Here is a 24,047-nt window from a genome sequence, read left to right on the forward strand (position 1 = left end):
AGGCCGCGACATATGACACCGTCCTAAATTCCTCGCAGAGGAGGCTTCGGGGCGATGCAGGGTATCCGGTGGCGGCGCTTTTTACTGTTGATGATCCTGGCCGCGATGTGGTGGGTGGCTCCCTCGGCGGAGGCGCGACAGAACAACAGTGACGCCTGCTGGGCCCATCAGCTCGACGCCAGTACGGTGGACGCCAGAATCCAATTCGACCAGCACAGCAAGAACTACCTGAAGATCTATTCCTACATGATGGTCCGGGTCCCCCTGAACCAGTGGCCTGCAGCGCGGCAGCTGACCTTCAGTGAGGACTCCGCGGACTACCACAAGGCGATGCACTGTCTGCTGCGCGGGACGGACAATGGTCCGCGTCAGGAATGGCGGCCGCATGATCCGGTGGTGACGGCCGACACCCGAAACGTCACGGTACAGTATGATTCTTTCACCTGGATCAAGAACTACAGACCCATCCGGCTCGGCCCCTGGCAGATCGCCAGGGACAGCCACAGAATGTGGCAGATCCGCCTCCTTCCGCCGACGCTGCAGAATGCGCACTGGCAGACCATCAAGGCGGAGATGGGCGGCATGCGTTTCAATGACAGCTCCAAGCTGGCATCGTCCTCCAACGAGAAGACCCTGCTCTGGGAAAATCAGAAGCCCACGCGCATCACGTTCAAAATCGATCTCCCGTGGCAGCGCTACTGGCGCTTGAGTTATGACCAGTCGATCTGGAACAAGGTCGGAGTCGCGGCTTGGTGGGTGAGCGCTTCCCTCGTGATCGCACTGGCCGCACGGCGCACCCGGCGAACGCATTCCGCCGCCGCGGCCGGGGCGTCGGCCCCCACGGCGCAGGCCGTGGTCGCCGACGCCGGAAGGGACGACGACAGCGCCGCGGGGGCCGTGCTGCAATGGGCCCTGCTCAGCGGCGCATTCGCCCTCATGCTGCTGCTGCTCATCTCCCAGCCGCCGATCAGCCCCCGGTGGCGTGCTCTCGTCTGCGTCGCCGCCGGCCTCGCCCTGGTTCTCGTCGCCCGCCCCTGGTACAGCGGTACGCCCGTCCCCGCCCCGGACGGCGCGACCGGTGACACCGGCACCGCCGACAGTCATCGCCCTCGCCAGAGGTACGCCGTCCTCGGCGTGGCGTCGGCGGTGGCGGCCATCGCTCTGCTGGTGATCCTGGCGCCGGCGATGTTCGGCCTGCCGGACGCCCTTGTGTCAAAGGCAGAGCCGAGTGTCTCCGGCGATATCGGCTATGTGCTCATGGGCCTGGCGATCGTGTGGTTGTGGCTGGCCGCCATGGCGGCGTGGGCGTGGCGTTTCGCCCGCGAGGGCGCGCTGCTCCCCGGCTCCTGGTACCGGACGTGGAACAACGCTCCCGTGCGCTGTGTCCTCGTCGTCTCCACGCTGCTCGCTGCGGTCGCCGGGAGTCTGCTCGGCTGCTTCTGGTGGGTGGCCGAAAACCAGTGGAAGAGGCTCTACTGGCTCACCGACCAGAACGCTGTGCACGGGTACGGAGAATACGCCAGTAAATCCCGGGCAAATTTCTCGTTCACCGGCCTGATCTGGATTTTCGCCTACAGTTGGATTTTGACGGGTGTCGCACTTTTCGCCTTGTTGCACTTTCACTTCGGAGCGCAAAGGACATCGGCAGACCATAAACATGAGAAGCCGATCCTGGGCCCGGCAGCCCCCGACCTGCTGCTCGTCGCGGCGGTGTTCGTCTTCACGGTGGGACTGCGGGGCGCCGCCTTCGCCGGAATCAATTACCAGTACGGCGTCTGGATCATCCTGAACATGGGCTCGCTGTTCGTGGTTCTCGCCGTGGGGCGAAAGTGGGCGGTACTGAACCAGCTGGGCAACACGTTTTGCGTGAAGAGACTGAGAAGCATGAAGCGTCGCGGTGACCTGATGGCGAAGGCCCACGAATACCGCAACATCAACCACCAGTTGCAGCTGCTGGACCAAGGACGCGCCGGGAACGTCACACGCGAGGAACTGGAAGGAAGACTTCGGGCACTGCGCCGGTGGCTGGTGGACGGATGCGGGGAAAAGAAACCACCCGCCTATCTTTCCGTCCTGGACGCCGCCCTGGCCTGGGGGCCGAGAGACCACTGGTGGAACAATGGCGTGCACGCCGGGTGTGTGGCCTTCTGCTTCGGGATCCCCGCAAGCGGAGCCCTGCTCTATCTGGACACCAAGGACCCCTGGAGCTGGATCCAGCTCACTTCCGAGCCCACGGCGATCCCGGGAGTCGTCGCGAACTTCCTCGCCTACCAGGTGGCGTGGGCGGGCGCCGGTTTCGTCCTGGGCACGCTGTGGCGTGTGCTCCCCGGCCGCCACAGCCCCGCTCGCGCATGGAGCCTGACCTTCGCCTACGCCGTGCCCGCCTGCCTGTTCCTGCTGCTCAACGAGTTCACCGGTGTGGACTTCCGTGACCTGCTCTTCTACTCGGTGCTCATGCTCCTCATCCTGACGCTCACCAGCATCTGGATGGACACCTCGACCTTCGGGGAGGAACGGCAGTACTGGCCCCGTCGTCTCGCGCTGCTGTTGTCGCTCTACCAGCTTCGGGGGCTCTCGACACAGGGCGCCTCGATCCTGGCCCAGATCGGAGTGGCCGTAGCCATCTGGCATCAGTTGACGAGCCACTAGCCGGACACGTCCGGGACCGCCGACGGCTACGGCGGTCCCCCCTGACGGATCCGGCTACGCGTACGCGGCGATGTCCTTCACCACGGAAAAGCCCAGCCCGTACGCGCTCATGCCCCGCCCGTACGCCCCCAGATGCACGCCTGCCTCCGTCGTACCGGCCAGTACCCAGCCGAACTCGGACTCCCGGTAGTAGAAAGAGGCGGCCGCCCCGTCCACCGGCAGGGACAGTCTGGACCACTCCGACCCGTCCAGGTCGTCGGCCAGCGCCCAGGCGGTCTCCGTCTGCTGCTCCAGCCAGTCGTCGCGCAGGCTGTGGTCCATCTGCCCGGGCCAGGTGAAGGAGAGCAGCCCCACCCCCGCCAGCCACGCGGCCGAGGAGACCGATGTGGCCTCCAGCAGTCCCGTACCGTCGGCGCTGCGCCGGGACGGATGCGCGGCGACGGTGACCACGACCGCGAACTTCTCCCGCGGCTCACCGGGGGAGCCGGTCTCGCCGCGGACGGAGGGCTCGTCGCCGTGCCCGATCGACCCGTGTTCGACGGCGCCGTCGGAAGCCATACCGACCTGCATCAGCCAGCGCGGTCCCGTGAACGCCTCGTCCAGGGCGTACCACGGGAAGGGCGCCTCCAGGTAACCGTCGACCGTACGCCGGGCGGAGGGCAGTTGCTGCCCCTCCGCGACCGGCGCCTGCGCGCCCACCCGACTCGTCGTCTCCATCTGCCCGGACGCCTCCTCGCTCTCGTCGGACCGGGGCGGCCCGCCCCCCTTCGGGCGTACTCCTCCGGTCCGCACAACAACTCGGCAGCATATCCACACCGGTGAGAGCGGCAGGGCAGGCGTCGGTTGCGTGGGTCGCGCGAACGGCCTGTTCAGGCCGTGCGAGCCGGGTGTCCGTTATGAAACGCGTCACGTGCACGGCGCGTGCGCCGGTGCGCGTGTCGCCGTGTGGCGTGTCGCCGTGTGGCGTGCCGCCGTGTGGCCTGCTGCCATGTGGCGTGCCGCTATGTGGTGGGCCGCTATGTGGCGTCGGCGTCGAAGAGCGGCCGGTCGTCCGTGCCGGGCTCCTCGGGCTTCTTGGTCATGTCGACCCGGCCGCCGGAGGACGAGGAAGCGGAGGACGAGGAGGAGGCGGGGGCGGACGGCTCGGTGTCGTAGCCGTTGACCGCGTCCGTGACCTCGGCCACCTCCTTCTTCAGGTCGAAGCCGTTGCGGATCTCCTTCAGCCCCAGATCGTCGTTGTCCAGCTGCTTGCGGATGAACGTCTTGGGGTTGAGATCCTCGAACTCGAAGTCCTTGAACTCGGGACCCAGTTCGTTGCGGATGTCCTGCTTGGCGCTCTCCGAGAACTCGCGGATCTTCTTGATCGTCCGTGTGACGTCCTGAATGACCTTGGGGAGCTTGTCCGGGCCGAAGACGAGCACGGCGATAACGATGATCGTCACCAGCTCCAGTGGCCCTATGTCATTGAACACCTGACGCTCCTTGCGATGTCCTCGGTCGCTCAACGGTACCCGGCGTTCCTGTCCGACCGGTACCGTCCCGAGGTGAGACTTCTGTCAGTTCTGCTCGGAAGCGCCCAGCACGAGTGAGACCTCGCGCTCGCCGCCGCCGCGTTCGACGGTCAGCCGCAGCCGGTCGCCGGGGCGATGGGCGCGGATCTTGACGATCAGCTCCTGGGCGGTGTGCACGCGCTGTCCGTCCACGTCGGTGATGACGTCGCCCGACCGCAGGCCCGCCCGCTCGCCGGGGCCGCCCTTGAGGACGGCGGGGCCGCCGTCCGCGCTCTGGCGGTCGATCCGGGCGCCGTCACCGGTGTAGCCCATGTCGAGGGTCACGCCGATCACCGGGTGGCTGGCACGGCCGTCGTTGATCAGTTCCTCGGCGACGCGTTTGGCCTGGTTGACGGGGATGGCGAAGCCGAGGCCGATGGAACCGGCCTGGCCGTCCGCGGAGTCGGAGCCGCTGTCGGCGGAGCGGATGGCCGAATTGATGCCGATGACCTGGGCCTGCCGGTCCAGCAGGGGCCCGCCGGAGTTGCCCGGGTTGATGGGCGCGTCGGTCTGCAACGCGTCGACGTACGAGACGTCGCTGCCGTCGTCCTTCTCCCCGCCGGACGTGATGGGCCGCTCCTTGGCGCTGATGATGCCGGAGGTGACGGTGTTGGCGAGGTCGAAGGGGGCGCCGATGGCCACGACGGGGTCGCCGACCCGGACCTCGTCGGAGTTGCCGAGGGGCAGCGGGGTGAGTCCGTGCACGCCCTGGACCTGGACGACGGCGAGGTCGTAGCCGCTGTCCCGGCCGACGATCCGCGCCTTGACGGTGTCACCGCTGCTGAAGGTCACGGATATCCGGCCGCCCGACGCGGCGGGCGCGACGACGTGGTTGTTGGTGAGGATGTGGCCCCGGGTGTCGAGCACGAATCCGGTGCCGGTGCCGGCCTCGTCGGAGCCGCTGACATGGATCGTGACCACGCTCGGCAGCGCCCGGGCGGCGATCCCCGCCACGCTGTCCGGTGCCCGCCCCGCGGGCACGTGCCCGGCCTGCGGCAGGCTCACGTCACCGTCCAGTCGCTGGCGCTCGACATACGCGCCCACGATCCCGCCGACCCCGGCGGAGAGGACCGCGACGACCAGGGTCCACCCGAGCAGAAGCCGCCTGGCCCGGCGGCGCCGCTGCTCCTTCGACGGCACGGCGGCACCGCTCTGCTGCAACGGCCCGTGCACCAGCATCCGGCCCTCGCCGGAACCGACGGCCCAGGGGTCGTACCGCTGCCATGGATCCGAGGGAACCTGCGGCTCGGGCCCCACCCCGGCCGGGTCAGCGGGAACGGGTGCGGCCAGCGCGGGCGCCTGTGCATGCCCAGGGGCCGACGGCACGGCCGCAGCGGGTGCCGGGTGCCCGGGAGCCGACGGCACGGCCGCTGCCGGTGCCGGGTGCCCCGGAGCCGACGGTACGGCCGCTGCCGGTGCCGGGTGCCCCGGAGCCGACGGCACGGCCCCTGCCGGTGCCGGTATGTGTCCGGGGGCAGCCTGGCTCTGCACCGGTACGGCCGCTCCCTGGGGCAGGGTGGCCGTCGCCGGGTGCTGGACCGGGGGTGCGGGTGCCCAGGGCCCCGGCTCGCCGTACGGCGGGGTGCTGTACGGGTCGGGGTCGTGCAGGGGCCTGGGCCGCTCGCCCGGAGCCGGCCACCCGGCCTGCCCACCCTCGACCACCCCACCGGCGCCGGCGGCCCCCTCGACCACGGTCCCCGCTAGGTCAGCGCCCTGGACGACAAGGCCCTCGACGTCGGCCCCCGCTACGGCAGGCCCTCCTCCGGCAGCAGGCCCCTGCACCGCAACAGTCTCGTCGGCAGACCCGAGCGCCGCAGTCATCTTGACGGCAGAACCATCCATGGCAGGGCCCTCGGCGACAGGCCCCTCAACCGCAGTGCCCTGCGCCGCAGCCGCCTTCACGGCAGAACCCTCGGCCACACCCTCGCGCGCAGCCCCCTCGGCCGCACCTCCAGCCGCAGCACCCTGCACCGGCCCGTCTTCCGCCCCCTCCTCCGCGGCAGCGGCCGGCTTGGGCAGTTCGAAGTCGCCGTCGGGGGGTGTCTCGGCGGGGCGTGCCAGTTCGAAGTCGTCGGTCCTGGACCGGGATTCCGCGGACTCCCCCGCCGCTCCCTCCGAGTCGTCGCCCGGCGGGACACGGTTCCCCTCGTTCATGCTCTCCCCACGGCTGGCCGCGGCCGCACGCTTCGGCGGCGGCCGCGGAACGTCGACTGCGCGCCCGGGTCATCGCCACGGGCACGGCCCTCACAGGATTCAACCAGGTTCGCGGGCCGGGGAGCAGGGGCCGGTCTCAGCGGGCCTTGTGGGGGTGGGGTGGGTCGAGCAGGGAGGGGGACGCCGAGGGAGCGGAGGTGGGGCGGGGGGCGGGAGCGGACAGCAGCCCGTGTCCGGACAGCAGCCTGTGTCCGGACAGCAGGCCGGGACCGGTGGCATCGGGCGTCGGCGACCAGGCGGGGAGCGGTGGCAGCACCGTCTCGTCCAGCGGGCGTATCAGCGGGGAGGCGACGGCCGCGCCCGCCGTCGCCGGTGCGGTCAGCGGGCGTACGGCGCCCTGGGGGCCGGTGTCCTGCTGCCCGGTGCCCGGCGAGGGCATGCCGGGCACCATCGGCGCGGCGATGGAGGTCGGTGCGACCGAGGTCCCGGCGAGCAGCGCGCTGCCGCCTTGGGCGAGCAGCGGGCCGACCGGCCGGCGGCGCTGGGTGTCGGGCGTCGCCGCGCCCGCGCCGCTGCCCGCCGGACGGGACGGCACGACTCCGGTGCCGGAGCCGCCGCGGGCGTCCGCGCTGAAGTCCCCGGGGACGGCGGTGGTGACGCCGCCGAGGGCGATCGCGGCCAGCGACACCGCACCGGCCGCGGCGAACGCGAACCGCAGCCCGCGCGAGGCCGGGCGGGCGTCGTCCGGGCGGCCGACGGGATGGATGCGGAAGCCGCGCTGCTCCGCCGCGGAACCGGGTGCGGCCGGGGCGTGCGGGGCGTGCGGGGCGTGCGGGGCGTCGGGGACGTATCCGAGGGTGAAGCGCTCGCCGCGCCGCGCCCCGAAGACGCCGAGGGCGGCGGAGGTTCCGGAGGGGCCGGGGGCGATGCCGCGTCCGAAGAGGCCGCCGCCGGGCGTCGGGCCGTCCCCGTCCAGGTCGCCGCCGGGCAGGCCCTGGAGGCGGGCCAGCAGGCTCGCCGAGGGCGGGGGCGGGGCGGCCTCCGCGAAGACGCTCTTCAGTGCGCGCTGGGCGTCCGCCTCCGCCTTGCACCGGGCGCAGGTGGCCAGGTGGGCGAGGACCCGCTCGCGCGTCTCATGACCGAGCTCCCCGTCCACCAGGGCGGAGAGTCGGTCTCCCAGGTGCTGCTCTGCGAGGTGCCCTTCCTCGACAGGTTTCGGCCGTGATCCACTCACGCGGTCGCGCCCCCTCCCCCCAGAGCGGGCACACGGGGCCTGAAGGAGCGGCGCTCGGCCGCGCGGGCCTCCGGGGACCGGTGCGCGAGCGCCTTGCGGAGCTGGGAGCGGCCGCGGTGGATACGGGAGCGGACGGTGCCGAGCTTGACGCCGAGGGTGGCGGCGATCTCCTCGTACGACAGTCCTTCGATGTCGCACAGGACGACGGCGGCGCGGAACTCGGGCGCGAGGGTGTCGAGGGCCTGCTGGACGTCGGCGTCGAAGTGCGCGTCGCTGAAGATCTGGTGCGGGGTGGGCTCGCGGCTGGCCAGGCGCTCGGCTGCGTCCTCGCCGAGGGCGTCGAAGCGGATGCGCTGCTTGCGCCGGACCATGTCCAGGAAGAGGTTGGTGGTGATGCGGTGCAGCCAGCCCTCGAAGGTGCCCGGCGAGTACGTCGACAGCGAGCGGAAGACCCGGACGAAGACCTCCTGGGTGAGGTCCTCGGCGTCGTGCTGGTTGCCCGTCAGGCGGTAGGCGAGGCGGTAGACGCGAGCACTGTGGGTGCTGACGATCTCGTCCCAGGTGGGCGGAGTCCACGCCTGCCCGTCCGCGTCGGTGGAGAAGGTCGCGGTCTGGGCGTCGCCTGCGGCGAAACCGGTGGCGTGGCTGTCAGCAGCGGTGTCGGTCACGGATTTCGGCCTGCCCGCCGACCCGAGGAAGCGCCGCAGCACTCCGCCCCGGTCCCCGGGCGCAGCCGCACCTCCCCTGTCGGCTCTGGTGGTGTCCAGTGGAGCCCCTACCATAGCCACCTCGCCCGTTAGCTCCGGATAAGCGGTTTTACGAGAATTTGATACGCGCTGACACGCCTCACCCGGCTGTGTCGGCAGTTGCTCGGTGTCCTCTTCCACCTCTTACCCCCCGTCGCCTCCCCGGCCACCGTCTCATCCCTATAAACGCCCGGTCCCATCTGCGGGTTCCCGTCGCCAACGGATACAGTCACGCCCAGGCATCCACGGGGACAGGAGAGGGTCATTACCGGCAACCGGCAGACGAGCTGGGCGTTCGCCGACGCCTTTGTCGCCGAGGAAGAAGCGCTGCTCTGGGCCCGTGACCGCGCCCGGGAGGCAGGGCTGCGTTCGGTGTCTCCCAGCACGGGCGCCGCGCTGCGACTGCTCGCCGCCTCCGTGGACGCGAAGGCGGTCGCGGAGATCGGCACGGGCTGCGGGGTGTCCGGAATCCATCTGCTGCACGGGATGCGGCCGGACGGGGTGCTCACCACGGTCGACCCGGAGCCGGAGCACCAGCAGTTCGCCCGGCAGGCCTTCCGCGCCGGGGGCTTCGCCAGCAACCGGGCCCGCTTCATCCCGGGCCGCGCCCTCGACGTGCTGCCCCGGCTCGCGGACGCCGGCTACGACCTGGTCTTCTGCGACGGGGACCGGCTGGAGTACTCGGACTATCTCGGTGAATCGTTGCGCCTGCTGCGACCTGGCGGTCTGGTGGTGTTCGAGGGGGTCTTCGCCAACGGCCGCACGGTCGACTCCGGGCCGCAGCCCACGGAGGTGCTGCGGCTGCGGGAGCTGCTGCGCACGGTGCGCGAGAGCCAGGAGCTGGTGCCGTCGCTGCTGCCGGTGGGCGACGGGCTGCTGTGCGCGGTCAGACGCTGAACAAAACCTGCGCTCCACGGCCCGCCTCGGCAGGCCGCAGAGCGCAGGTTCCGAAGACGCGGCTGCCCCGGCACCGCGTACGATGCCGGGGCAGCCGGGAGGACTGACTCGTTCGCTCAGACGACGACGTTCTTCAGCGCGTCGCCGAGCGCCGCGGCCTCGTCAGGGGTCAGCTCGACGACAAGCCGACCGCCGCCTTCGAGCGGAACGCGCATGACGATGCCCCGCCCCTCCTTGGTCACCTCGAGCGGGCCATCGCCCGTCCGCGGCTTCATGGCCGCCATGCTCGTTCCCCTTCCTGAAACCAGCTCATCGTCTGCCGACAGCCCCGAGGGGCGCACCCGCGGTCCGGCTCGGACACACGACACCGGCATCGAACACATTGCTTCCAGGCCATTATCCCGCATCTCAGGACCCGATGACCAACATCAGTCGGCATCGCTTGGGCAACGCGCGCGAGCAAAACCACTCAATTCGGCGATGTGGCTGTGATACTGCTCCCCCGCGCGAACCCGCACCGCACGGCGCCGCTCCGCTTTTCTTTGACACAGGTCACACGTCCGTTCCGGCCCTTGGACGGCGATCTCCGCCATGCTGTCCTTCGGACAGGGACGTACTGAGCGGTACGTCAGCCGCGAGGACAACGGAGGGGACGCCATGACCGACACCGTGCTCTACGAGGTGAGCGACGGGCTCGCGACGATCACGCTGAACCGCCCCGAGGCGATGAACGCGCTGAACATCGCGACCAAGGTCGCCCTGCGGGAGGCGGCGGAATCCGCGGCCGGGGACACGGCCGTACGGGCGATCCTGCTGACCGCCGCCGGGGACCGGGCGTTCTGCGTGGGCCAGGACCTCAAGGAGCACATCGGACTGCTCGCCGCCGACCGGGAGACCGGCTCCGGGCACACCATGAGCACGGTCAAGGAGCACTACAACCCGATCGTCCGGGCGCTCACCGGGGCGGCCAAGCCGGTGGTCGCCGCGGTGAACGGCGTCGCGGCCGGGGCGGGCTTCGGCTTCGCGCTCGCCGCGGACTACCGGATCGTGGCCGACACCGCCTCCTTCAACACGTCGTTCGCGGGGGTGGCGCTCACCGCCGACTCCGGCATCTCCTGGACCCTGCCGCGGGCGATCGGCCCCAGCCGCGCCGCCGACCTGCTGCTCTTCCCGCGCAGCATCAGCGCCCAGGACGCGCTGGAGCTGGGTGTCGCCAACCGGGTCGTGCCCTCCGCTCAGCTGCGCGCCGAGGCCGAGAAGGTGGCGCGGGCGCTGGCCGAGGGACCGACGGTCGCGTACGCGGCGATCAAGGAGGCGGTGGCCTACGGGCTGACGCACTCCCTCGACGAGACGCTGGAGAAGGAGGACGAGCTCCAGACGCGGGCGGGGCAGTCCGAGGACCACGCGATCGCGGTGCAGGCGTTCGTGAACAAGGAGAAGCCGAAGTACCTGGGGCGGTGAGTCCTACTTAGAGGACTTCTCGCAGGGCTCGTCTCAGGGCGCGCTGCGGGCCACGCAGGTCGCCAGGTGGTCGTTGACGAGCCCGCACGCCTGCATCAGGGCGTAGGCCGTCGTCGGGCCGACGAATCTGAGGCCCCGCTTCTTCAGGGCCTTGGACAGGGCCGTCGACTCCGGGGTGACCGCGGGGACGTCGGCCAGGGTCCGCGGGACCGGGCGGGCGGCCGGGTCCGGGGCGTGGGACCAGACCAGCTCGTCCAGCTCGCCCTCGGCCCAGCCGGCGAGCACGCGCGCGTTGGCGAGCGTGGCGTCGATCTTGGCGCGGTTGCGGATGATGCCGGCGTCGGCCAGCAGCCGGTCGCGGTCCTCCTCGGTGAAGGCCGCGACCTTCTCGATGTGGAAGCCGGCGAAGGCGGTACGGAAGCCGGGGCGGCGGCGCAGGATCGTGATCCAGGACAGGCCGGACTGGAAGGCCTCCAGGCTGATCCGCTCGAAGAGGGCGTCGTCGCCGTGGACCGGGCGGCCCCATTCCTCGTCGTGGTACGACACGTAGTCCTCGGTGGACAGGGCCCACGGGCAGCGCAGCGCGCCGTCGGCCCCGGCGAGGGCACCTCCGTCGCTCATCGCTGCTCCTCCGGGCGCTCGCCCCGCTCCGGCTGGTGCGCCTGGCCGTGCGCGTGCACGTGCGCGGCGGCGGCGCGGGCGCCGGCCAGGGCGGACTCCAGGTCGGCGATGTGGGCGTCCCGCTCGGCGAGCTCCGCGGCCAGCCGGCCGAGGGCGTCGTCGACGTCCGCCATGCGGTAGCCGCGCGGCGCGACGGGGAAGCGCAGGCCCTCCACGTCCGCGCTGTCGACCGGGCGGTCGGCGGGCAGCGGATCGCGCAGCCGCTCGGGCGCCGCCTCGGGCAGCGGGGCGCTCTCACCGCCGCCCACCACGGCGAGTGTCACCGCGGCGACCACGACGGCCAGCGCGACGACCAGGAACAAGAACATCACCATCGCCAGGGGGTCCCCACGCTCTCAGCCGGACACGGTGCCGGCAGCCGAACTGTATGGGTCCGATCGTGCCATGCGGGTCCGACAGTTAGGGTCACAGACGGCCGTACTGCGGGACGTACTAGGAGAGGTCACAGCGGATGCTCAGGCTGGGCAGGCGGGAATTCGGCCCGCACGAGCCGGTGATCATGGCGATCGTGAACCGGACCCCGGACTCCTTCTACGACCAGGGGGCCACCTTCCGCGACGAGCCGGCCCTCGCGCGCGTGGAGCAGGCGGTGGCCGAGGGCGCCGCGATCATCGACATCGGCGGGGTGAAGGCCGGGCCCGGCGAGGAGGTCTCCGCGGCGGAGGAGGCCCGGCGCACGGTGGGCTTCGTGGCGGAGGTGCGGCGCCGCTTCCCGGACGTGGTCATCAGCGTGGACACCTGGCGGGCCGAGGTGGGCGAGGCGGTCTGCGCGGCCGGGGCGGATCTGCTGAACGACGCCTGGGGCGGTGTGGACCCCGGTCTGGCCGAGGTCGCGGCGCGCCACAGGGTGGGGCTGGTGTGCACGCACGCGGGCGGGGTGCAGCCGCGGACGCGTCCGCACCGGGTGGCGTACGACGATGTGATGGCCGACGTCCTGGAGGTGACCGTGGGGCTGGCGGAGCGGGCGGTCGCGCTGGGGGTGCCGCGCGAGTCGGTGCTCATCGATCCCGGGCACGACTTCGGGAAGAACACCCGGCACAGCCTGGAGGCCACGCGGCGGCTGGACGAGATGGTCGCGACGGGCTGGCCGGTGCTGGTGTCGCTGTCCAACAAGGACTTCGTCGGCGAGACGCTGGACCGGCCGGTGAAGGAGCGGTTGATCGGCACGCTGGCGACGACCGCGGTGTCGGCGTGGCTCGGGGCCCAGGTATACCGGGTGCACGAGGTGGCCGAGACCCGTCAGGTGCTGGACATGGTGGCCTCCATCGCCGGGCACCGCCCCCCTGCGGTGGCCCGGCGAGGCCTGGCCTGACGTAGGGCGCCTAGCGGGCCGCCTCCTTGGAGACCAGGGCCACCGCTTCCGACACGTCGTCCGTGACGTGGAAGAGGAGGAGGTCCTTCTCGGCCGCCTTGCCCTGGGCCACCAGGGTGTTCTTCAGCCAGTCCACCAGGCCGCCCCAGTACGCGCTGCCGAAGAGGACGATCGGGAAGCGGGTGACCTTCTGGGTCTGCACCAGGGTGAGGGCCTCGAAGAGTTCGTCGAGGGTGCCGAGGCCGCCGGGCAGGACCACGAACCCCTGGGCATACTTCACGAACATCATTTTTCTGACGAAGAAGTAGCGGAAGTTCAGCCCGATGTCGACGTAGGGGTTGAGCCCCTGCTCGAAGGGCAGCTCGATGCCGAGGCCGACCGAGATGCCGCCCGCCTCGCACGCGCCCCGGTTGGCCGCCTCCATCGCCCCGGGGCCGCCGCCCGTGATCACCGCCCAGCCGGCCTCCACCAGCCCCCGGCCGAGCCGCACTCCCGCGTCGTACTCCGGCGAGCCCTCCGGCGTGCGGGCCGAGCCGAACACGCTGATGGCGGGCGGGAGTTCGGCGAGCGTACCGAAGCCCTCGATGAATTCCGACTGGATGCGCAGTACCCGCCAGGGGTCGGTGTGCACCCAGTCCGAGGGGCCGCCCGCGTCCAGCAGCCGCTGGTCGGTCGTACTGGCGGTCACCTGGCCGCGCCGTCGGAGGACCGGTCCGAGCCGCTGCTCGTCCGGCGGCTGCTTCTTCCCCTCGGGGTTTCCGGTAGCCATGTGCGCTCCCTCCGCTTGCCGGTAGTTCGGTCTCAGACTAGGGCCTGTCTTTCGGATCAGGTCGGCTTCGGCTGACGGCGCCTTCTCGGCCGACCCGAGCGGGCCCTGGTGCGTGCAGATGCAAGGCGGAGGACCGAGTCGACGCGGAGCGTCGGCGAGGGACGACAACGCAGCAGATGTGCGTGCCAGGGCCCGCGACGCCGGCAAGATCCGAAAGACAGGCCCTGGATCCACCCGGGTTACGGAGGGGGTACGTCGGCGTGTCCGGTCACGAAGCGCCGCGCGGCGGCCCTGCGGTGCCCGCTTACGCGGTGAGCCAGTTCCGCAGGTGCTCCTCGCCCGCGATGATCTTCGCCGTCTCCACCCGCTCGTCGCGCTTGTGGGCCAGGTGCGGGTTGCCGGGGCCGTAGTTGACCGCCGGGATGCCGAGCGCGGAGAACCGGGAGACGTCCGTCCAGCCGTACTTGGGGCGCGGGGTGCCGCCCACCGCCTCGACGAAGGCGGCCGCGGCCGGCTGGGAGAGGCCGGGGAGGGCGCCGGGGCTGTGGTCGTCGACCACGAACTCCTCGACACCGCAGTCCGCGAACACCTCGCGGACGTGCGCGAGCGCCTCCTCCTCGGTGCGGTCGGGGGCGTAGCGGAAGTTGACGGTGACGACGCACTCGTCGGGGATGACGTTGCCCGCCACTCCCCCGGCGATGCGCACCGCGTTCAGGCCCTCGCGGTACTCGAGGCCGTCGATCAGCGGCCGACGCGGCTCGTAGGAGGCCAGCCGGGCCAGGATGGGCGCCGCGGCGTGGATGGCGTTGGAGCCCATCCAGCCGCGCGCGGAGTGGGCCCGCTCGCCCTTGGTCTTCAGCAGCACGCGGAGCGTGCCCTGGCAGCCGCCCTCCACCTCGCCGTCGGAGGGCTCCAGCAGGACCGCGAAGTCGCCCGCCAGCCACTCCGGGTGGGCCGCGGCGATGTGCTTGAGGCCGTTCAGCTCCGCGGCGACCTCCTCGTTGTCGTAGAAGACGAAGGTCAGGTCGCGGTTGGGGGCGGGGACCGTGGCCGCGAGGCGCAGCTGCACGGCGACCCCGGACTTCATGTCGCAGGTGCCGCAGCCCCACAGCACGCCGTCCTCGTCCAGCCGGGAGGGGACGTTGTCCGCGATCGGGACGGTGTCGATGTGGCCGGCCAGGATCACCCGCTCGGCCCGGCCGAGGTCGGTGCGGGCGACCACGTTGTTGCCGTACCGGTCCACCGTCAGGTGCGGCAGGGCGCGCAGGGCGGTCTCGATGGCGTCCGCGAGGGGCTTCTCGGTGCCGCTCTCGGAGGGGAAGTCCACGAGCCGCGCGGTGAGCGCGGCGGCGTCCAGCGTGAGGTCAAGCGAGGTGTCGGCCATGCTCACGACCCTAGCGCGCCCCCGCCGGGGCCCCCTCGCTCGCGCTGTGCGGAACCCCTCGTGAGGGCCGTCGGGGGCTCCAGTACCTTGTACGCGTGCCAGAGCCGTCCCCCACCCGTCCCAAGCGCCGCGGCCGCCTCTTCCGTTTCACGGCGGCCCTGTTGGTCCTGTGCGGTGTCGCCGCCTATCTCGTGGTGCAGTACATCACCGGCGGCGGCGGAGCGCGCGGCTGCACGGTGGTCTCCGCCGACGGGAGCGGGACGTCGTTCGAGTTCACGCCGGAGCAGGCGGCGAACGCGGCGACGATCGCCGCCGTCGGCACCGGGCGCGGGATGCCCGAGCGGGCCGTCACCATCGCGCTCGCGACCGCCCTCCAGGAGTCGGGGCTGCGCAACATCGAGCACGGCGACCGGGACTCGCTGGGCCTGTTCCAGCAGCGCCCCTCGCAGGGCTGGGGCACCGAGCAACAGATCATGGACCCGGACTACGCGGCCGGCATCTTCTACGCGCACCTGGCCAAGGTGCCCGACTACATGGACCTGCCGCTGACGGTGGCCGCGCAGCGGGTGCAGCGCAGCGGCTATCCGGAGGCGTACGCCAAGCACGAGGCGGACGCCGGGCTGCTGGCGGCGGCGCTGACCGGCCGGGCGGCGGCCACCCTGACCTGCGACGGACGCCGGGACACCACGGCCACGGCGACCGGCCCGGACGCGGTACGGGCCGCGCTGGTCCGGGACTTCGGGCGGGACGCGTTGCAGGAGACCGGCGCGGAGGTGGGCGGGGTGCCCGTGCCGTCGCCGTCCCCGGCGCCGAGCGTGGCCGCGACCGCGCAGGGCTCGACGGTGACGGTGGCGGTGCCCGAGGGCGCGCGGACCGACGCGCGGGGGCGTACGGAACTGGAGCGGGGCTGGCAGCTGGCGCACTGGGCCGTCGCCAACTCCTCGGCGCTGCACATCCAGCGGGTGGCCTACGCGGGCCGGGAGTGGACCGTGGGCAGCACCAGCAACACCTGGCGGACGGTGGCCTCGGACGGCTCCGCGGGGGCCGGCGCCGGCAGCCAGGCCGGGGAGCGCCCGACGGGCGTCGTCCGGATCGTGACCGGACAGTAGTACGGGGGATCACTCCGGGGGGTTGCGCGGCGCCGGACCGGACCGCCGCCCCGGCGAGGGTGGCCTCTGTGCCGGAATTCCCGGGAATTCAAGGGCCGGAAGGATTCTGCACACGCTCGGGCAGACGTTCTTTGCCCGTTTTTATCCACACCTGATAATGCGATGCGTTATCCATTCTTTACCTGCGGCGTCCGCAACCTTCAGGGGGTTCGAGCGGTAGTCACGGCGTCCGAGCCGGAACCGGACCGGACACCACCACCGTTTTCTTCCGTCGAATGGAGCATCATGTCCCTCCCTCTGACCCGCCGGATCGCCCGTGCCGCGCTGCTCGTCGCAGCGGGAGCGGCTGCCGGGGTCGGTGCGGCCGGCTCCGCCAATGCGGCCGCGAACCTGCCGGCGGCCACGCCGAACCTCGGTGGTCTGACCGCCGTGGACGGGGCGCACGTCGGCAACACGGTCGACGGTGCCACGCAGAACGTCACCTCGCTCGCGGGCCACGCGGGCGGCAAGGCCGTCGAGCAGACGGTGCCGGCCGCGGGCAAGACCGGTGGCAGCGCCGTGAAGAAGACGACGCCCGTGGCGCAGAAGGCCGCGGGGGACGCGGCCGGTGCCGCGGGGGGCGTGCTCGGCGACACCGCGTCCACCGCGACGAAGGGCGGCCTGCCGAACCTGCCGGTGCAGGGCGGCCTGCCGCTGGGCGGCTGAGCGCGCCGCTCGACCGCTGACGGCCGCTGACGGGGCCCGGGGAGTTCCCCGGGCCCCGTTTTGCCGTACCCGCCCGGCTGCCGGGCCGTCAGGCGGGTGCTACACCGTCAGACGCTGCGCAGCGGCCCGTACGCGCTCGTCGGAGGCGGTCAGGGCCACGCGGACGAAGTTCCGGCCCGCCTCGCCGTAGAAGTCGCCGGGAGCGACCAGGATGCCCCGCTCGGCCAGGTGGCCGACGGTGGTCCAGCAGGACTCGTCGCGGGTGGCCCAGAGGTACAGGCTCGCCTCGCTGTGCTCGATGCGGAAGCCGTGGGCCAGCAGCGCCGCCCGCAGGATCTCCCGGCGGGCCGCGTAGCGCTCGCGCTGTTCGTGGACGTGGGTGTCGTCGGACAGCGCCGCCACGACCGCCGCCTGGGTCGGCGCCGAGGTCATCATGCCGCCGTGCTTGCGGATCTCCAGCAGCGGGCCCAGCACCGCCGGGTCGCCGGCGATGAAGGCCGCCCGGTAGCCGGCCAGGTTGGACCGCTTGGACAGGGAGTGGACGGCCACGATGCCGTCGTAGGAGCCGCCGTTCACGTCCGGGTGCAGGACCGAGACCGGGTCGGCCTCCCAGCCCAGCTCCAGGTAGCACTCGTCGGAGACGAGCAGGACGCCGTGCGCGCGGGCCCAGGCGACGATGTCGGCCAGGTCCTGCTTCGGGACGACCCGGCCGGTCGGGTTGGACGGGGAGTTCAGCCAGAGCAGCTTCAGGCCCTCGGGGTCCAGCTCGCGCGGGTCGTCGTAGACCTCGTACGCGGCGCGCGCCAGGCGGGCGCCGACCTCGTAGGTGGGGTAGGCCAGGCGCGGGTAGGCGACCCGGTCGCCGGGGCCGAGGCCGAGCTGGGTCGGCAGCCAGGCCACCAGCTCCTTGGAGCCGACCACCGGCAGGACATGGCGGTGGGTCACCTCGCGGGCGCCCAGGCGGCGCTCCAGCCAGCCGGTGATCGCGTCGCGCAGCGCCGGGGTGCCCCAGACCGTCGGGTAGCCAGGCGAGTCCGCGGCGGCGACGAGCGCCTTCTGGACCAGGTCGGGAACCGGGTCGACGGGGGTGCCGACGGAGAGGTCGACGATGCCGTCGGGGTGCGCGGCGGCCGTCTTCTTGTACGGGTCCAGCTTGTCCCAGGGGAAGGTGGGGAGCCGGTCGGAGACTGCGGACACGGTCGGTGGCTCGCTTTCGTCTGGTACGGCGGAACGCCCGGCGGCGCGGGAAAACGCCTCGGTCCCGTGCGGCGGCGATCAGGGCGATCCGGCCGTACGGGACCGAGGCGGCGCGGCGCGGTGGGCGGGCCGCTTGGTGCTTAAACGGTCACTCGCCCTGCGGCGGCAGCGCGGCGACGAAGGGGTGGTCGCGCTCGATCAGCCCCAGCTTGCTGGCCCCGCCGGGCGAGCCCAGCTCGTCGAAGAACTCGACGTTGGCCTTGTAGTAGTCCTTCCACTCCTCCGGGACGTCGTCCTCGTAGAAGATCGCCTCGACCGGGCAGACCGGCTCACAGGCACCACAGTCGACGCATTCGTCCGGGTGGATGTACAAGGACCGGGAGCCCTCGTAAATGCAGTCGACCGGGCACTCCTCGATGCACGCCTTGTCCTTGACGTCGACACAAGGCTGCGCGATGACGTAGGTCACGCTGTCGTTCCTCCTCGATAGGGCGCTGGCGGGCCTCCTCAGGCTCCGCCGCCTGGCGCGCGGGAGCGCGGCGTAGTCGATGCCCGCCCCTAGTATCTCCGTTCCGGAGCATGATCCGAGCAGGAGGGGTGATCTGACCAGTGGGAATCTCGGCGGCAGGACGTCTGGAAGTCCGTGTTACCCCTTCTGACGTGGGAAAACGTATCTCGGTACGATGCTTGGCCGGAACCGGTCAGGGAGCCCAGAAGTTCACTGACACGGTCGGTGTTCTCACATCATGGGATGCTGGCGTGCTCATGATCACACGACGGGACGGTCAGCGCGTCCGGATTCCGGAAAAGTCCCTGGTCGCGGGGAAGGTCGTGCCGGCCGCCCCGGCCCGCCGGCCGGGCCCCGCGGCCTCCTATGCCGAGCTGGCCCGGATCGCCGCGCGCGCCTGGCAGCCGGTGGAGAGCGAGCGGCTCGGCGAGTGGGAGCTGCGGGCTGCCCAGGGCTTTACCCGGCGGGCCAACAGCGTGTTGCCGCTCGGCGACCCGGGCCGCCCGCTCGACGCCGCCCTGGAGGCCGTACGACGCTGGTACGGCGAGCGCGGCCTGCCCGCCTACGTCCAGACCGCCACCGGGGCCGAGGGCACCCAGGAGCTGCTGGGCGCGGAGCTGGAGCGGCGCGGCTGGGTGCGGGAGGTGACCGCCGAGCTGTGGACCGGTGCCCTGGCGCCGGTCGCGGACCGGGCCGAGGGCGCCGGGGTGGTGCTGTCCCGGGAGGCGGACGAGGCCTGGCTCGCGCGGTACCGGCGCAAGGGGGTGAGCGAGGTGGCCCTGCGGGTGCTGCACAGCGGGCCCTCGACGTGGTTCGCGACGGTTCCCGGTGGGCAGGCTCCCGCCGCGATCGGGCGGTGTGTGGTGGACGGGAGGTGGGCCGGGTTCGCCGCGGTCGAGGTGGACCCCGAACGGCGCCGTCAGGGGCTCGCCACCGAGGTGATGGCCGCGCTGGCCCGGCGCGCCCTGGACGAGGGCGCCTCGGCGGCCTGGCTCCAGGTGGAGCGGGACAACGAGGCCGCGCGGGGCCTGTACACGGCCCTGGGCTTCGCCCCGCACCACGCCTACCACTACTACCGGGCGCCGGACCGGCCGGAGGACGGCTCGGCGACCGGGTCGGCACGGTCGTAGAACCCGTCGGGAATGGGCAGGAGCCAGTCATGCACCACCCGTATCTGCCGCCGCCGTACCCGCCCCCGCCGGAACGTTCCGCCGAGCTGCGCGAGCGGTTCGCCCAGGAGGCCCGGTCCGAGCGGCCCGACCTCGCCGCGCTGTGCCTGCTGATCGGCGCGGAGGCGGACGGCACGCTGGACGAGGCCGGCATCGACGCCGCCCAGCTGGAGCTGGACCGGCTGGCCGGTGAGCTGCCGTACCGGCCGGGCGGGCCGCGCGCCTGGGCCGAGGCGGTACGACGGCTGCTCGGCGGGGCGTACGACTTCCACGGCACCCCGGGCGACTACCAGCGGCTGGAGTCCTCGCTGCTGCACGAGGTGCTGCGGCGGCGGCGCGGGCTGCCGATCCTGCTGTCGGTGGTGTGGCTGGAGGTCGCGCGGCGGGCGGGCGCCCCGGTGTACGGCGTCGCGCTGCCGGGGCACTTCGTGGTCGGCTTCGGTACGGCCAAGGAGCAGGTGCTGGCCGATCCGTTCGACGGCGGGCGGGTGCTGACCGGCACCGACGCCGAACTGCTGGTGGCCGGCGCGACGGGCGCGCCGCTGGACCCCGGGATGCTGGAGCCCGCGCCGCCGCTGGAGGTCGTCCAGCGGATCCTGAACAACATGCGCGCGTGGGCCGCCGCCCGGCCCGAGCGGTCGGACGTCGGGCTGCTGGCCGTGGAGCTGGCGCTGCTGATCCCCTCGCATCCGGCCCGGCTGCGCTACGAGCGCGGGCAGCTGCTGGTGCAGCGGGGGCAGTTCACCGCGGGGGCGGCGGAACTGGACGCCTACGCCCACCTGATCGAGGTGGTCGACGAGAGCGCCGCCCACCAGGTCCGCCAGGAGGCGAACACGGCGCGGGCCAAGCTCAACTGACGGTCCGGGGCGGTCAGAGCCAGCCCTTCTCCCGGGCTATGCGGACCGCCTCCGCCCGGTTGCGCACCGCCAGCTTCTGGATGGCGGTGGAGAGGTAGTTGCGGACCGTGCCCTGGGAGAGGTGGAGGGCCTTGGCCAGTTCGGCGTTGGTGGAGCCGTCGGCCGCCGCGCGGAGCACCTCGCGCTCGCGGTCGGTGAGCGGGTTGGCGCCCTCGGCGAGCGCGGCGGCGGCCAGGGTGGGGTCGATGACCCGCTCCCCGGCCAGCACCTTGCGCACGGCCGCCGCGAGCTGGGCGGCGGGCGCGTCCTTGACCAGGAAGGCGTCGGCACCCGCCTCCATGGCGCTGCGCAGATAGCCGGGCCGCCCGAAGGTGGTCAGCACGACCAGCTTGACCTGCGGAAACTCCTGGTGCACCCGGGCCGCCGCCTCGATGCCGGTGCAGCCCGGCATCTCGATGTCGAGCAGCGCCACGTCCACACCGTGGGCGCCGACGGCGGCGAGCACCTCGTCGCCGCGCGCCACCTGGGCGACGACCTCGATGTCGTCCTCGAGGCCGAGCAGTGCGGCCAGCGCCTCGCGGACCATCGACTGGTCCTCGGCCAACAGGACCTTGATCGTGCTCGTCATGCCCCGGATCCTATGTCCGCGCCGGGCTCCGTGGGCACGCGGGCGACCAGCCGGAAGCCGTGCCTGAACCGGCCCGCCTCCAGAGCGCCGCCGGCCTTCTCCAGCCGCTCGGCCAGGCCCGTCAGCCCGTTGCCGGGGCCGCCGCCGGGGACGCTGCCGGTCGCGCCGGACCCGTTGTCCTCCACGGTGAGTTCGAGGACCGGCCCGTCCAGGGTCTGGCGGCGCAGCAGCCGCACGGCACAGGTGTCGGCGCCGCTGTGCCGGACGACATTGGTGACCGCCTCGCGCAGCGCCCAGGCGAGCGCCGCCTCGGCCTCCTCGGGCACGCCGGTGAGGTCGGGCTCGGCGGGGATCTCGGCGGTGACCCCGGCGGCGGTCAGGGCCACTTCGGCACCGGCGAGTTCGGCGGCGAGGCGAGGCCGCCGGTAGCCGGTGACGGCCTCCCGGACGTCGACCAGGGCCTGCCGGCTGACCTGTTCGATGTCGGCGACCTGCTGGGCCGCCTTGTCGGGGTGGTCGGGCAGCATCCGGCCGGCCAGCTCGCTCTTCAGCGTGATCAGGGAGAGGGAGTGACCGAGCAGGTCGTGCAGGTCGCGGGCGAGGCGCAGGCGCTCCTCGTTGGCGGCGAGCTGGGCGACGGTGGCCCGCGCCTTGCGCAACTCGATCGTGGTCCGCACCAGTTGGCCGACGCCGGTCATCGCGAACCCGATGAGGAGGACGAGCAGCAGGTCCCAGCCCGGCCGCTGCCCGTCGTGCAGCCCGACGAGGAGGGCCACGGCGGCCGTGGCCGGGATCGCCCAGTAGGTGGCCCGGACCGGCAGGGTCGCCCCGCAGGCCACCGAGACGTAGACGAAGAGCCCGAGCCAGGCACTGCCGAGGGTGAAGGCGAGCAGGGGGGCCAGGACGCCGAGGACCGCGAGCAGACCGACCACGGTCCGCCGGGCGAACGGCCGGCCCATGTTCCGGAAGACCAGCGTCAGATAGGCCGCGACGAAGACGGTGAGGCCGAGCGCGCCGGCCGCGGTGGCCGCGGCCGGGTGCCGGCCGCCGGCCAGGTCGCCGACCGGCGGGGCGAGGAAGACCAGCCAGACCCCGATCCACAGCGCCTTGACCCGCAGCTCGCGCCACGTACGCGGGCCGTGGCCGATCAGCACCAAGCGCTCGGGCCGCCGTTCGCGGGCCCGGGTGTCTTCCGTCATGGCGCTCACGCCTTCAGCGTGTCCTTCCGGTACAGCCAGGCCGCGCCGCCCGCGAACAGCAGGAAGTAGACGGCGAGGACGGCGATGTCGGTGGCGTGCGGTGCCTGGCTCTGCTCGATCGCCCGTCCGAGGGCAGCGTACGCGTGGGTGGGCAGCCACTTCGCGATGTCCTGGAGGAACTGCGGGAAGGTCGTGGTCGGCATCCACAGGCCGCCGAGGATCGACAGACCGAAGTAGACGATCATCGTGATGGGGCGGACCGCGTCCCCGGAGGCGACATAGCCGATGGCCACGCCGAGCGCGGCGAAGACCAGGCTGCCGGCCCAGATGACCCCGGTCAGCGCGAGCCACTGCCAGGGGTCGAGGCGTACGTGCTTGACGGCGGCGGCGACCGCGAAGACCACGACGATGGACGGCAGGCTCACCACGGCCGCGCTGGCGGTCTTGGCGAGGACGTAGCCGTGCCCGGGCAGCGGGGTCAGCCGCAGCTGCCGTACCCAGCCGCTCTCGCGCTCCTTGGCGATGCGCTCGCTGTTGCCCATCAGCACGGCGGTCAGGGCGCCGAAGGAGGCCATGGACACCATCAGATAGGTCGCGACGGTCAGGCCGGTGCCGTCGACCTTCTGGTTCGAGCCGGCGCTGCTGGAGAAGATCAGGTAGATGAAGGAGGGGTAGAGCACCGAGAAGAACAGGAACTTCTTGTTCCGCATGACGCGGGCGAGTTCCAGCTTGATCAGCGAGTTCATGACTGCTTGGCCTCCTCGGCCTCCGTGATGGCGACGAAGGCCTGCTCCAGGCCGAGCCCGGCGACTTCGAGGTTACGGGGGTAGACACCGAGGCCGTACAGGGCGTGGACGGTGGCGTCGGCGTCGGACGACTGGAGCCGGACGGTCTGCCCGGACACGTCGACGGACGTCAGGAACGGCAGCGCGCGCAGCGCGTCCTCGTCGATCCGGCCCTCCAGGTCGAAGGAGACCCGCCGGGCGCCCGCCCTGGCCTTGATCTCGGCGGCGGTGCCGTCGGCGAGGAGCCGGCCGCGGTGCAGCACGAGCACCCGGTCGGCGATGGCGTCGGCCTCTTCGAGGTAGTGGGTGGCGAACAGCACCGTACGGCCCTGGTCGGCCTGTTCCCGCATGGTGGCCCAGAAGGCCTGGCGGGCGGAGACGTCCATGCCGGTGGTCGGCTCGTCCAGCAGGATGAGGTCGCTGTCCCCGGCGGTGGCGAGCGCGAACCGGACCCGCTGGACCTGGCCGCCGGAGAGCTTGTTGACCTTGCGGTCGGCGATCTGGGTGATGCCCGCGCGGGCCATCACGTCGGCCGGCTTGTGCGGCCTCGGGTGCAGCGAGCAGCCGAGCTTGACGAGTTCGGCGACGGTGACCTCGTCCATCAGGCCGCCGCTCTGGAGCATGGCCCCGACCCGGCCGGCCACGATCGCCTCGCGCGGGGTGCCGCCGAACAGGCTCACCGAGCCGCTGTCGGGCTGCTTGAGGCCGAGGAGCAGGTCGAGGGTGGTGGACTTGCCGGCGCCGTTCGGGCCGAGCAGGGCCACGGTCTCGCCGGGGTGGAGGCGGAGCGAGAGGCCGTCGACGGCCCGCACGTTCCCGTAGGTCTTGGTCACCTGGTCGAACCCGACCACCGGGGCGGCGGTGGCCGGTGCCGCTGTCGTTGTCATGACACCCATGCTCGCCGAGCGGACCGGGAGGCGGGCAGTGTCGCCGGTCCTGAGTGCCGCATGACAGATGTCATACGCACAAGCGCGGGGGGGGGGGGGGGGGGGGGGAGGTGGGGGGGGGGGGGGTGGGGGGGGGGGGGGGGGGGGGGGACCGACCCAGTTTGTG

General features: G+C 72.2%; 24 protein-coding genes. 8 read left to right on the forward strand and 16 right to left on the reverse strand.

What is annotated here, in order from left to right:
- Positions 1-54: 54 nt before the first annotated feature.
- Positions 55-2,649, forward strand: coding sequence for a DUF6185 family protein (locus tag ACZ5CZ_RS16715; RefSeq protein ID WP_468943326.1), 2,595 nt, complete (start codon positions 55-57; stop codon positions 2,647-2,649).
- A 54-nt stretch (positions 2,650-2,703) separates the two neighbouring features.
- On the opposite strand, the gene ACZ5CZ_RS16720 is transcribed toward ACZ5CZ_RS16715, so the two are convergent.
- The 5 genes from ACZ5CZ_RS16720 to sigE form a co-directional block, all read right to left on the reverse strand.
- Positions 2,704-3,366, reverse strand: coding sequence for a hypothetical protein (locus ACZ5CZ_RS16720; RefSeq protein WP_385840171.1), 663 nt, complete (start codon positions 3,364-3,366; stop codon positions 2,704-2,706).
- Positions 3,367-3,665: 299 nt separating this feature from the next.
- On the reverse strand, positions 3,666-4,121 hold the full coding sequence (locus ACZ5CZ_RS16725; RefSeq protein WP_385840172.1) for a sec-independent translocase: 456 nt from the start codon (positions 4,119-4,121) through the stop codon (positions 3,666-3,668).
- Positions 4,122-4,205: 84 nt separating this feature from the next.
- The gene (locus tag ACZ5CZ_RS16730; protein ID WP_468943330.1) at positions 4,206-5,981 is read right to left on the reverse strand and encodes a S1C family serine protease; all 1,776 of its coding nucleotides are present in this window, start codon (positions 5,979-5,981) and stop codon (positions 4,206-4,208) included.
- Positions 5,982-6,489: 508 nt separating this feature from the next.
- Positions 6,490-7,587, reverse strand: coding sequence for a zf-HC2 domain-containing protein (locus ACZ5CZ_RS16735; protein WP_468943333.1), 1,098 nt, complete (start codon positions 7,585-7,587; stop codon positions 6,490-6,492).
- Positions 7,584-8,297, reverse strand: a complete 714-nt coding sequence (gene sigE, locus ACZ5CZ_RS16740) for an RNA polymerase sigma factor SigE (RefSeq protein ID WP_385840175.1) — start codon at positions 8,295-8,297, stop codon at positions 7,584-7,586. Before sigE ends, ACZ5CZ_RS16735 begins: the two co-directional genes overlap by 4 nt.
- A 234-nt stretch (positions 8,298-8,531) precedes the next feature.
- Here sigE and ACZ5CZ_RS16745 point away from each other — a divergent pair, with 234 nt between their 5' ends.
- A complete protein-coding gene (locus ACZ5CZ_RS16745) occupies positions 8,532-9,230 on the forward strand; it encodes an O-methyltransferase (RefSeq protein WP_468943579.1) in 699 nt (232 codons plus the stop codon).
- Between the two features lie 116 nt (positions 9,231-9,346).
- On the opposite strand, the gene ACZ5CZ_RS16750 is transcribed toward ACZ5CZ_RS16745, so the two are convergent.
- Entirely contained in the window at positions 9,347-9,514 is a 168-nt protein-coding gene (locus tag ACZ5CZ_RS16750) for a DUF3117 domain-containing protein (RefSeq protein WP_385840176.1), read from the reverse strand.
- Between the two features lie 373 nt (positions 9,515-9,887).
- Here ACZ5CZ_RS16750 and chcB point away from each other — a divergent pair, with 373 nt between their 5' ends.
- Positions 9,888-10,691: a 2-cyclohexenylcarbonyl CoA isomerase gene (gene chcB / locus ACZ5CZ_RS16755; RefSeq protein ID WP_468943336.1), complete on the forward strand. Its 804-nt coding sequence runs from the start codon at positions 9,888-9,890 to the stop codon at positions 10,689-10,691.
- A gap of 33 nt (positions 10,692-10,724) precedes the next feature.
- On the opposite strand, the gene ACZ5CZ_RS16760 is transcribed toward chcB, so the two are convergent.
- The gene (locus tag ACZ5CZ_RS16760; RefSeq protein ID WP_468943339.1) at positions 10,725-11,312 is read right to left on the reverse strand and encodes a DNA-3-methyladenine glycosylase I; all 588 of its coding nucleotides are present in this window, start codon (positions 11,310-11,312) and stop codon (positions 10,725-10,727) included.
- A complete protein-coding gene (locus ACZ5CZ_RS16765; RefSeq protein WP_385840180.1) occupies positions 11,309-11,686 on the reverse strand; it encodes a DivIVA domain-containing protein in 378 nt (125 codons plus the stop codon). The genes ACZ5CZ_RS16760 and ACZ5CZ_RS16765 overlap by 4 nt, the downstream gene beginning before the upstream one ends.
- A 137-nt stretch (positions 11,687-11,823) precedes the next feature.
- On the opposite strand from ACZ5CZ_RS16765, the gene folP reads away from it, so the two are divergent.
- Positions 11,824-12,684 (forward strand): dihydropteroate synthase, encoded by an 861-nt coding sequence (gene folP / locus ACZ5CZ_RS16770; protein WP_467545181.1) that lies wholly within the window; start codon positions 11,824-11,826, stop codon positions 12,682-12,684.
- A 10-nt stretch (positions 12,685-12,694) separates the two neighbouring features.
- Here folP and ACZ5CZ_RS16775 read toward each other — a convergent pair whose 3' ends face one another.
- Together ACZ5CZ_RS16775 and dapE are read right to left on the reverse strand one after the other, a co-directional pair.
- A complete protein-coding gene (locus ACZ5CZ_RS16775) occupies positions 12,695-13,453 on the reverse strand; it encodes an LOG family protein (protein ID WP_385840182.1) in 759 nt (252 codons plus the stop codon).
- A 304-nt stretch (positions 13,454-13,757) separates the two neighbouring features.
- Positions 13,758-14,837 (reverse strand): succinyl-diaminopimelate desuccinylase, encoded by a 1,080-nt coding sequence (gene dapE / locus ACZ5CZ_RS16780; RefSeq protein ID WP_385840184.1) that lies wholly within the window; start codon positions 14,835-14,837, stop codon positions 13,758-13,760.
- A 95-nt stretch (positions 14,838-14,932) separates the two neighbouring features.
- On the opposite strand from dapE, the gene ACZ5CZ_RS16785 reads away from it, so the two are divergent.
- Positions 14,933-15,946: a VldE C-terminal domain-containing protein gene (locus ACZ5CZ_RS16785; RefSeq protein ID WP_385840185.1), complete on the forward strand. Its 1,014-nt coding sequence runs from the start codon at positions 14,933-14,935 to the stop codon at positions 15,944-15,946.
- A gap of 285 nt (positions 15,947-16,231) precedes the next feature.
- Complete coding sequence (locus tag ACZ5CZ_RS16790) at positions 16,232-16,651, forward strand: ATP-binding protein (protein ID WP_385840187.1); 420 nt, start codon at positions 16,232-16,234, stop codon at positions 16,649-16,651.
- A 99-nt stretch (positions 16,652-16,750) separates the two neighbouring features.
- Here the strand turns inward: ACZ5CZ_RS16790 and ACZ5CZ_RS16795 are convergent, their stop codons facing one another.
- Positions 16,751-17,848, reverse strand: a complete 1,098-nt coding sequence (locus ACZ5CZ_RS16795; RefSeq protein WP_468943344.1) for a bifunctional succinyldiaminopimelate transaminase/glutamate-prephenate aminotransferase — start codon at positions 17,846-17,848, stop codon at positions 16,751-16,753.
- A 148-nt stretch (positions 17,849-17,996) separates the two neighbouring features.
- A complete protein-coding gene (gene fdxA, locus ACZ5CZ_RS16800) occupies positions 17,997-18,317 on the reverse strand; it encodes a ferredoxin (protein WP_023546973.1) in 321 nt (106 codons plus the stop codon).
- A 140-nt stretch (positions 18,318-18,457) separates the two neighbouring features.
- Here fdxA and ACZ5CZ_RS16805 point away from each other — a divergent pair, with 140 nt between their 5' ends.
- Positions 18,458-19,486, forward strand: coding sequence for a GNAT family N-acetyltransferase (locus ACZ5CZ_RS16805; protein ID WP_468943346.1), 1,029 nt, complete (start codon positions 18,458-18,460; stop codon positions 19,484-19,486).
- Positions 19,487-19,515: 29 nt separating this feature from the next.
- The gene (locus ACZ5CZ_RS16810) at positions 19,516-20,382 is read left to right on the forward strand and encodes a transglutaminase family protein (RefSeq protein ID WP_385840190.1); all 867 of its coding nucleotides are present in this window, start codon (positions 19,516-19,518) and stop codon (positions 20,380-20,382) included.
- Between the two features lie 13 nt (positions 20,383-20,395).
- Here ACZ5CZ_RS16810 and ACZ5CZ_RS16815 read toward each other — a convergent pair whose 3' ends face one another.
- From ACZ5CZ_RS16815 to ACZ5CZ_RS16830, 4 genes are read right to left on the reverse strand one after another with little or no spacing between them, the layout of a single operon-like run.
- Entirely contained in the window at positions 20,396-21,010 is a 615-nt protein-coding gene (locus ACZ5CZ_RS16815) for a response regulator transcription factor (protein WP_385840191.1), read from the reverse strand.
- Positions 21,007-22,209, reverse strand: a complete 1,203-nt coding sequence (locus ACZ5CZ_RS16820; protein WP_468943350.1) for a sensor histidine kinase — start codon at positions 22,207-22,209, stop codon at positions 21,007-21,009. Before ACZ5CZ_RS16820 ends, ACZ5CZ_RS16815 begins: the two co-directional genes overlap by 4 nt.
- Positions 22,210-22,214: 5 nt before the next feature.
- A complete protein-coding gene (locus ACZ5CZ_RS16825) occupies positions 22,215-22,955 on the reverse strand; it encodes an ABC transporter permease (protein ID WP_450784684.1) in 741 nt (246 codons plus the stop codon).
- Positions 22,952-23,881, reverse strand: a complete 930-nt coding sequence (locus ACZ5CZ_RS16830; RefSeq protein ID WP_385840196.1) for an ABC transporter ATP-binding protein — start codon at positions 23,879-23,881, stop codon at positions 22,952-22,954. The genes ACZ5CZ_RS16825 and ACZ5CZ_RS16830 overlap by 4 nt, the downstream gene beginning before the upstream one ends.
- Positions 23,882-24,047 lie beyond the last annotated feature (166 nt).

The organism is Streptomyces sp. NPDC031418 (genome assembly GCF_055581605.1).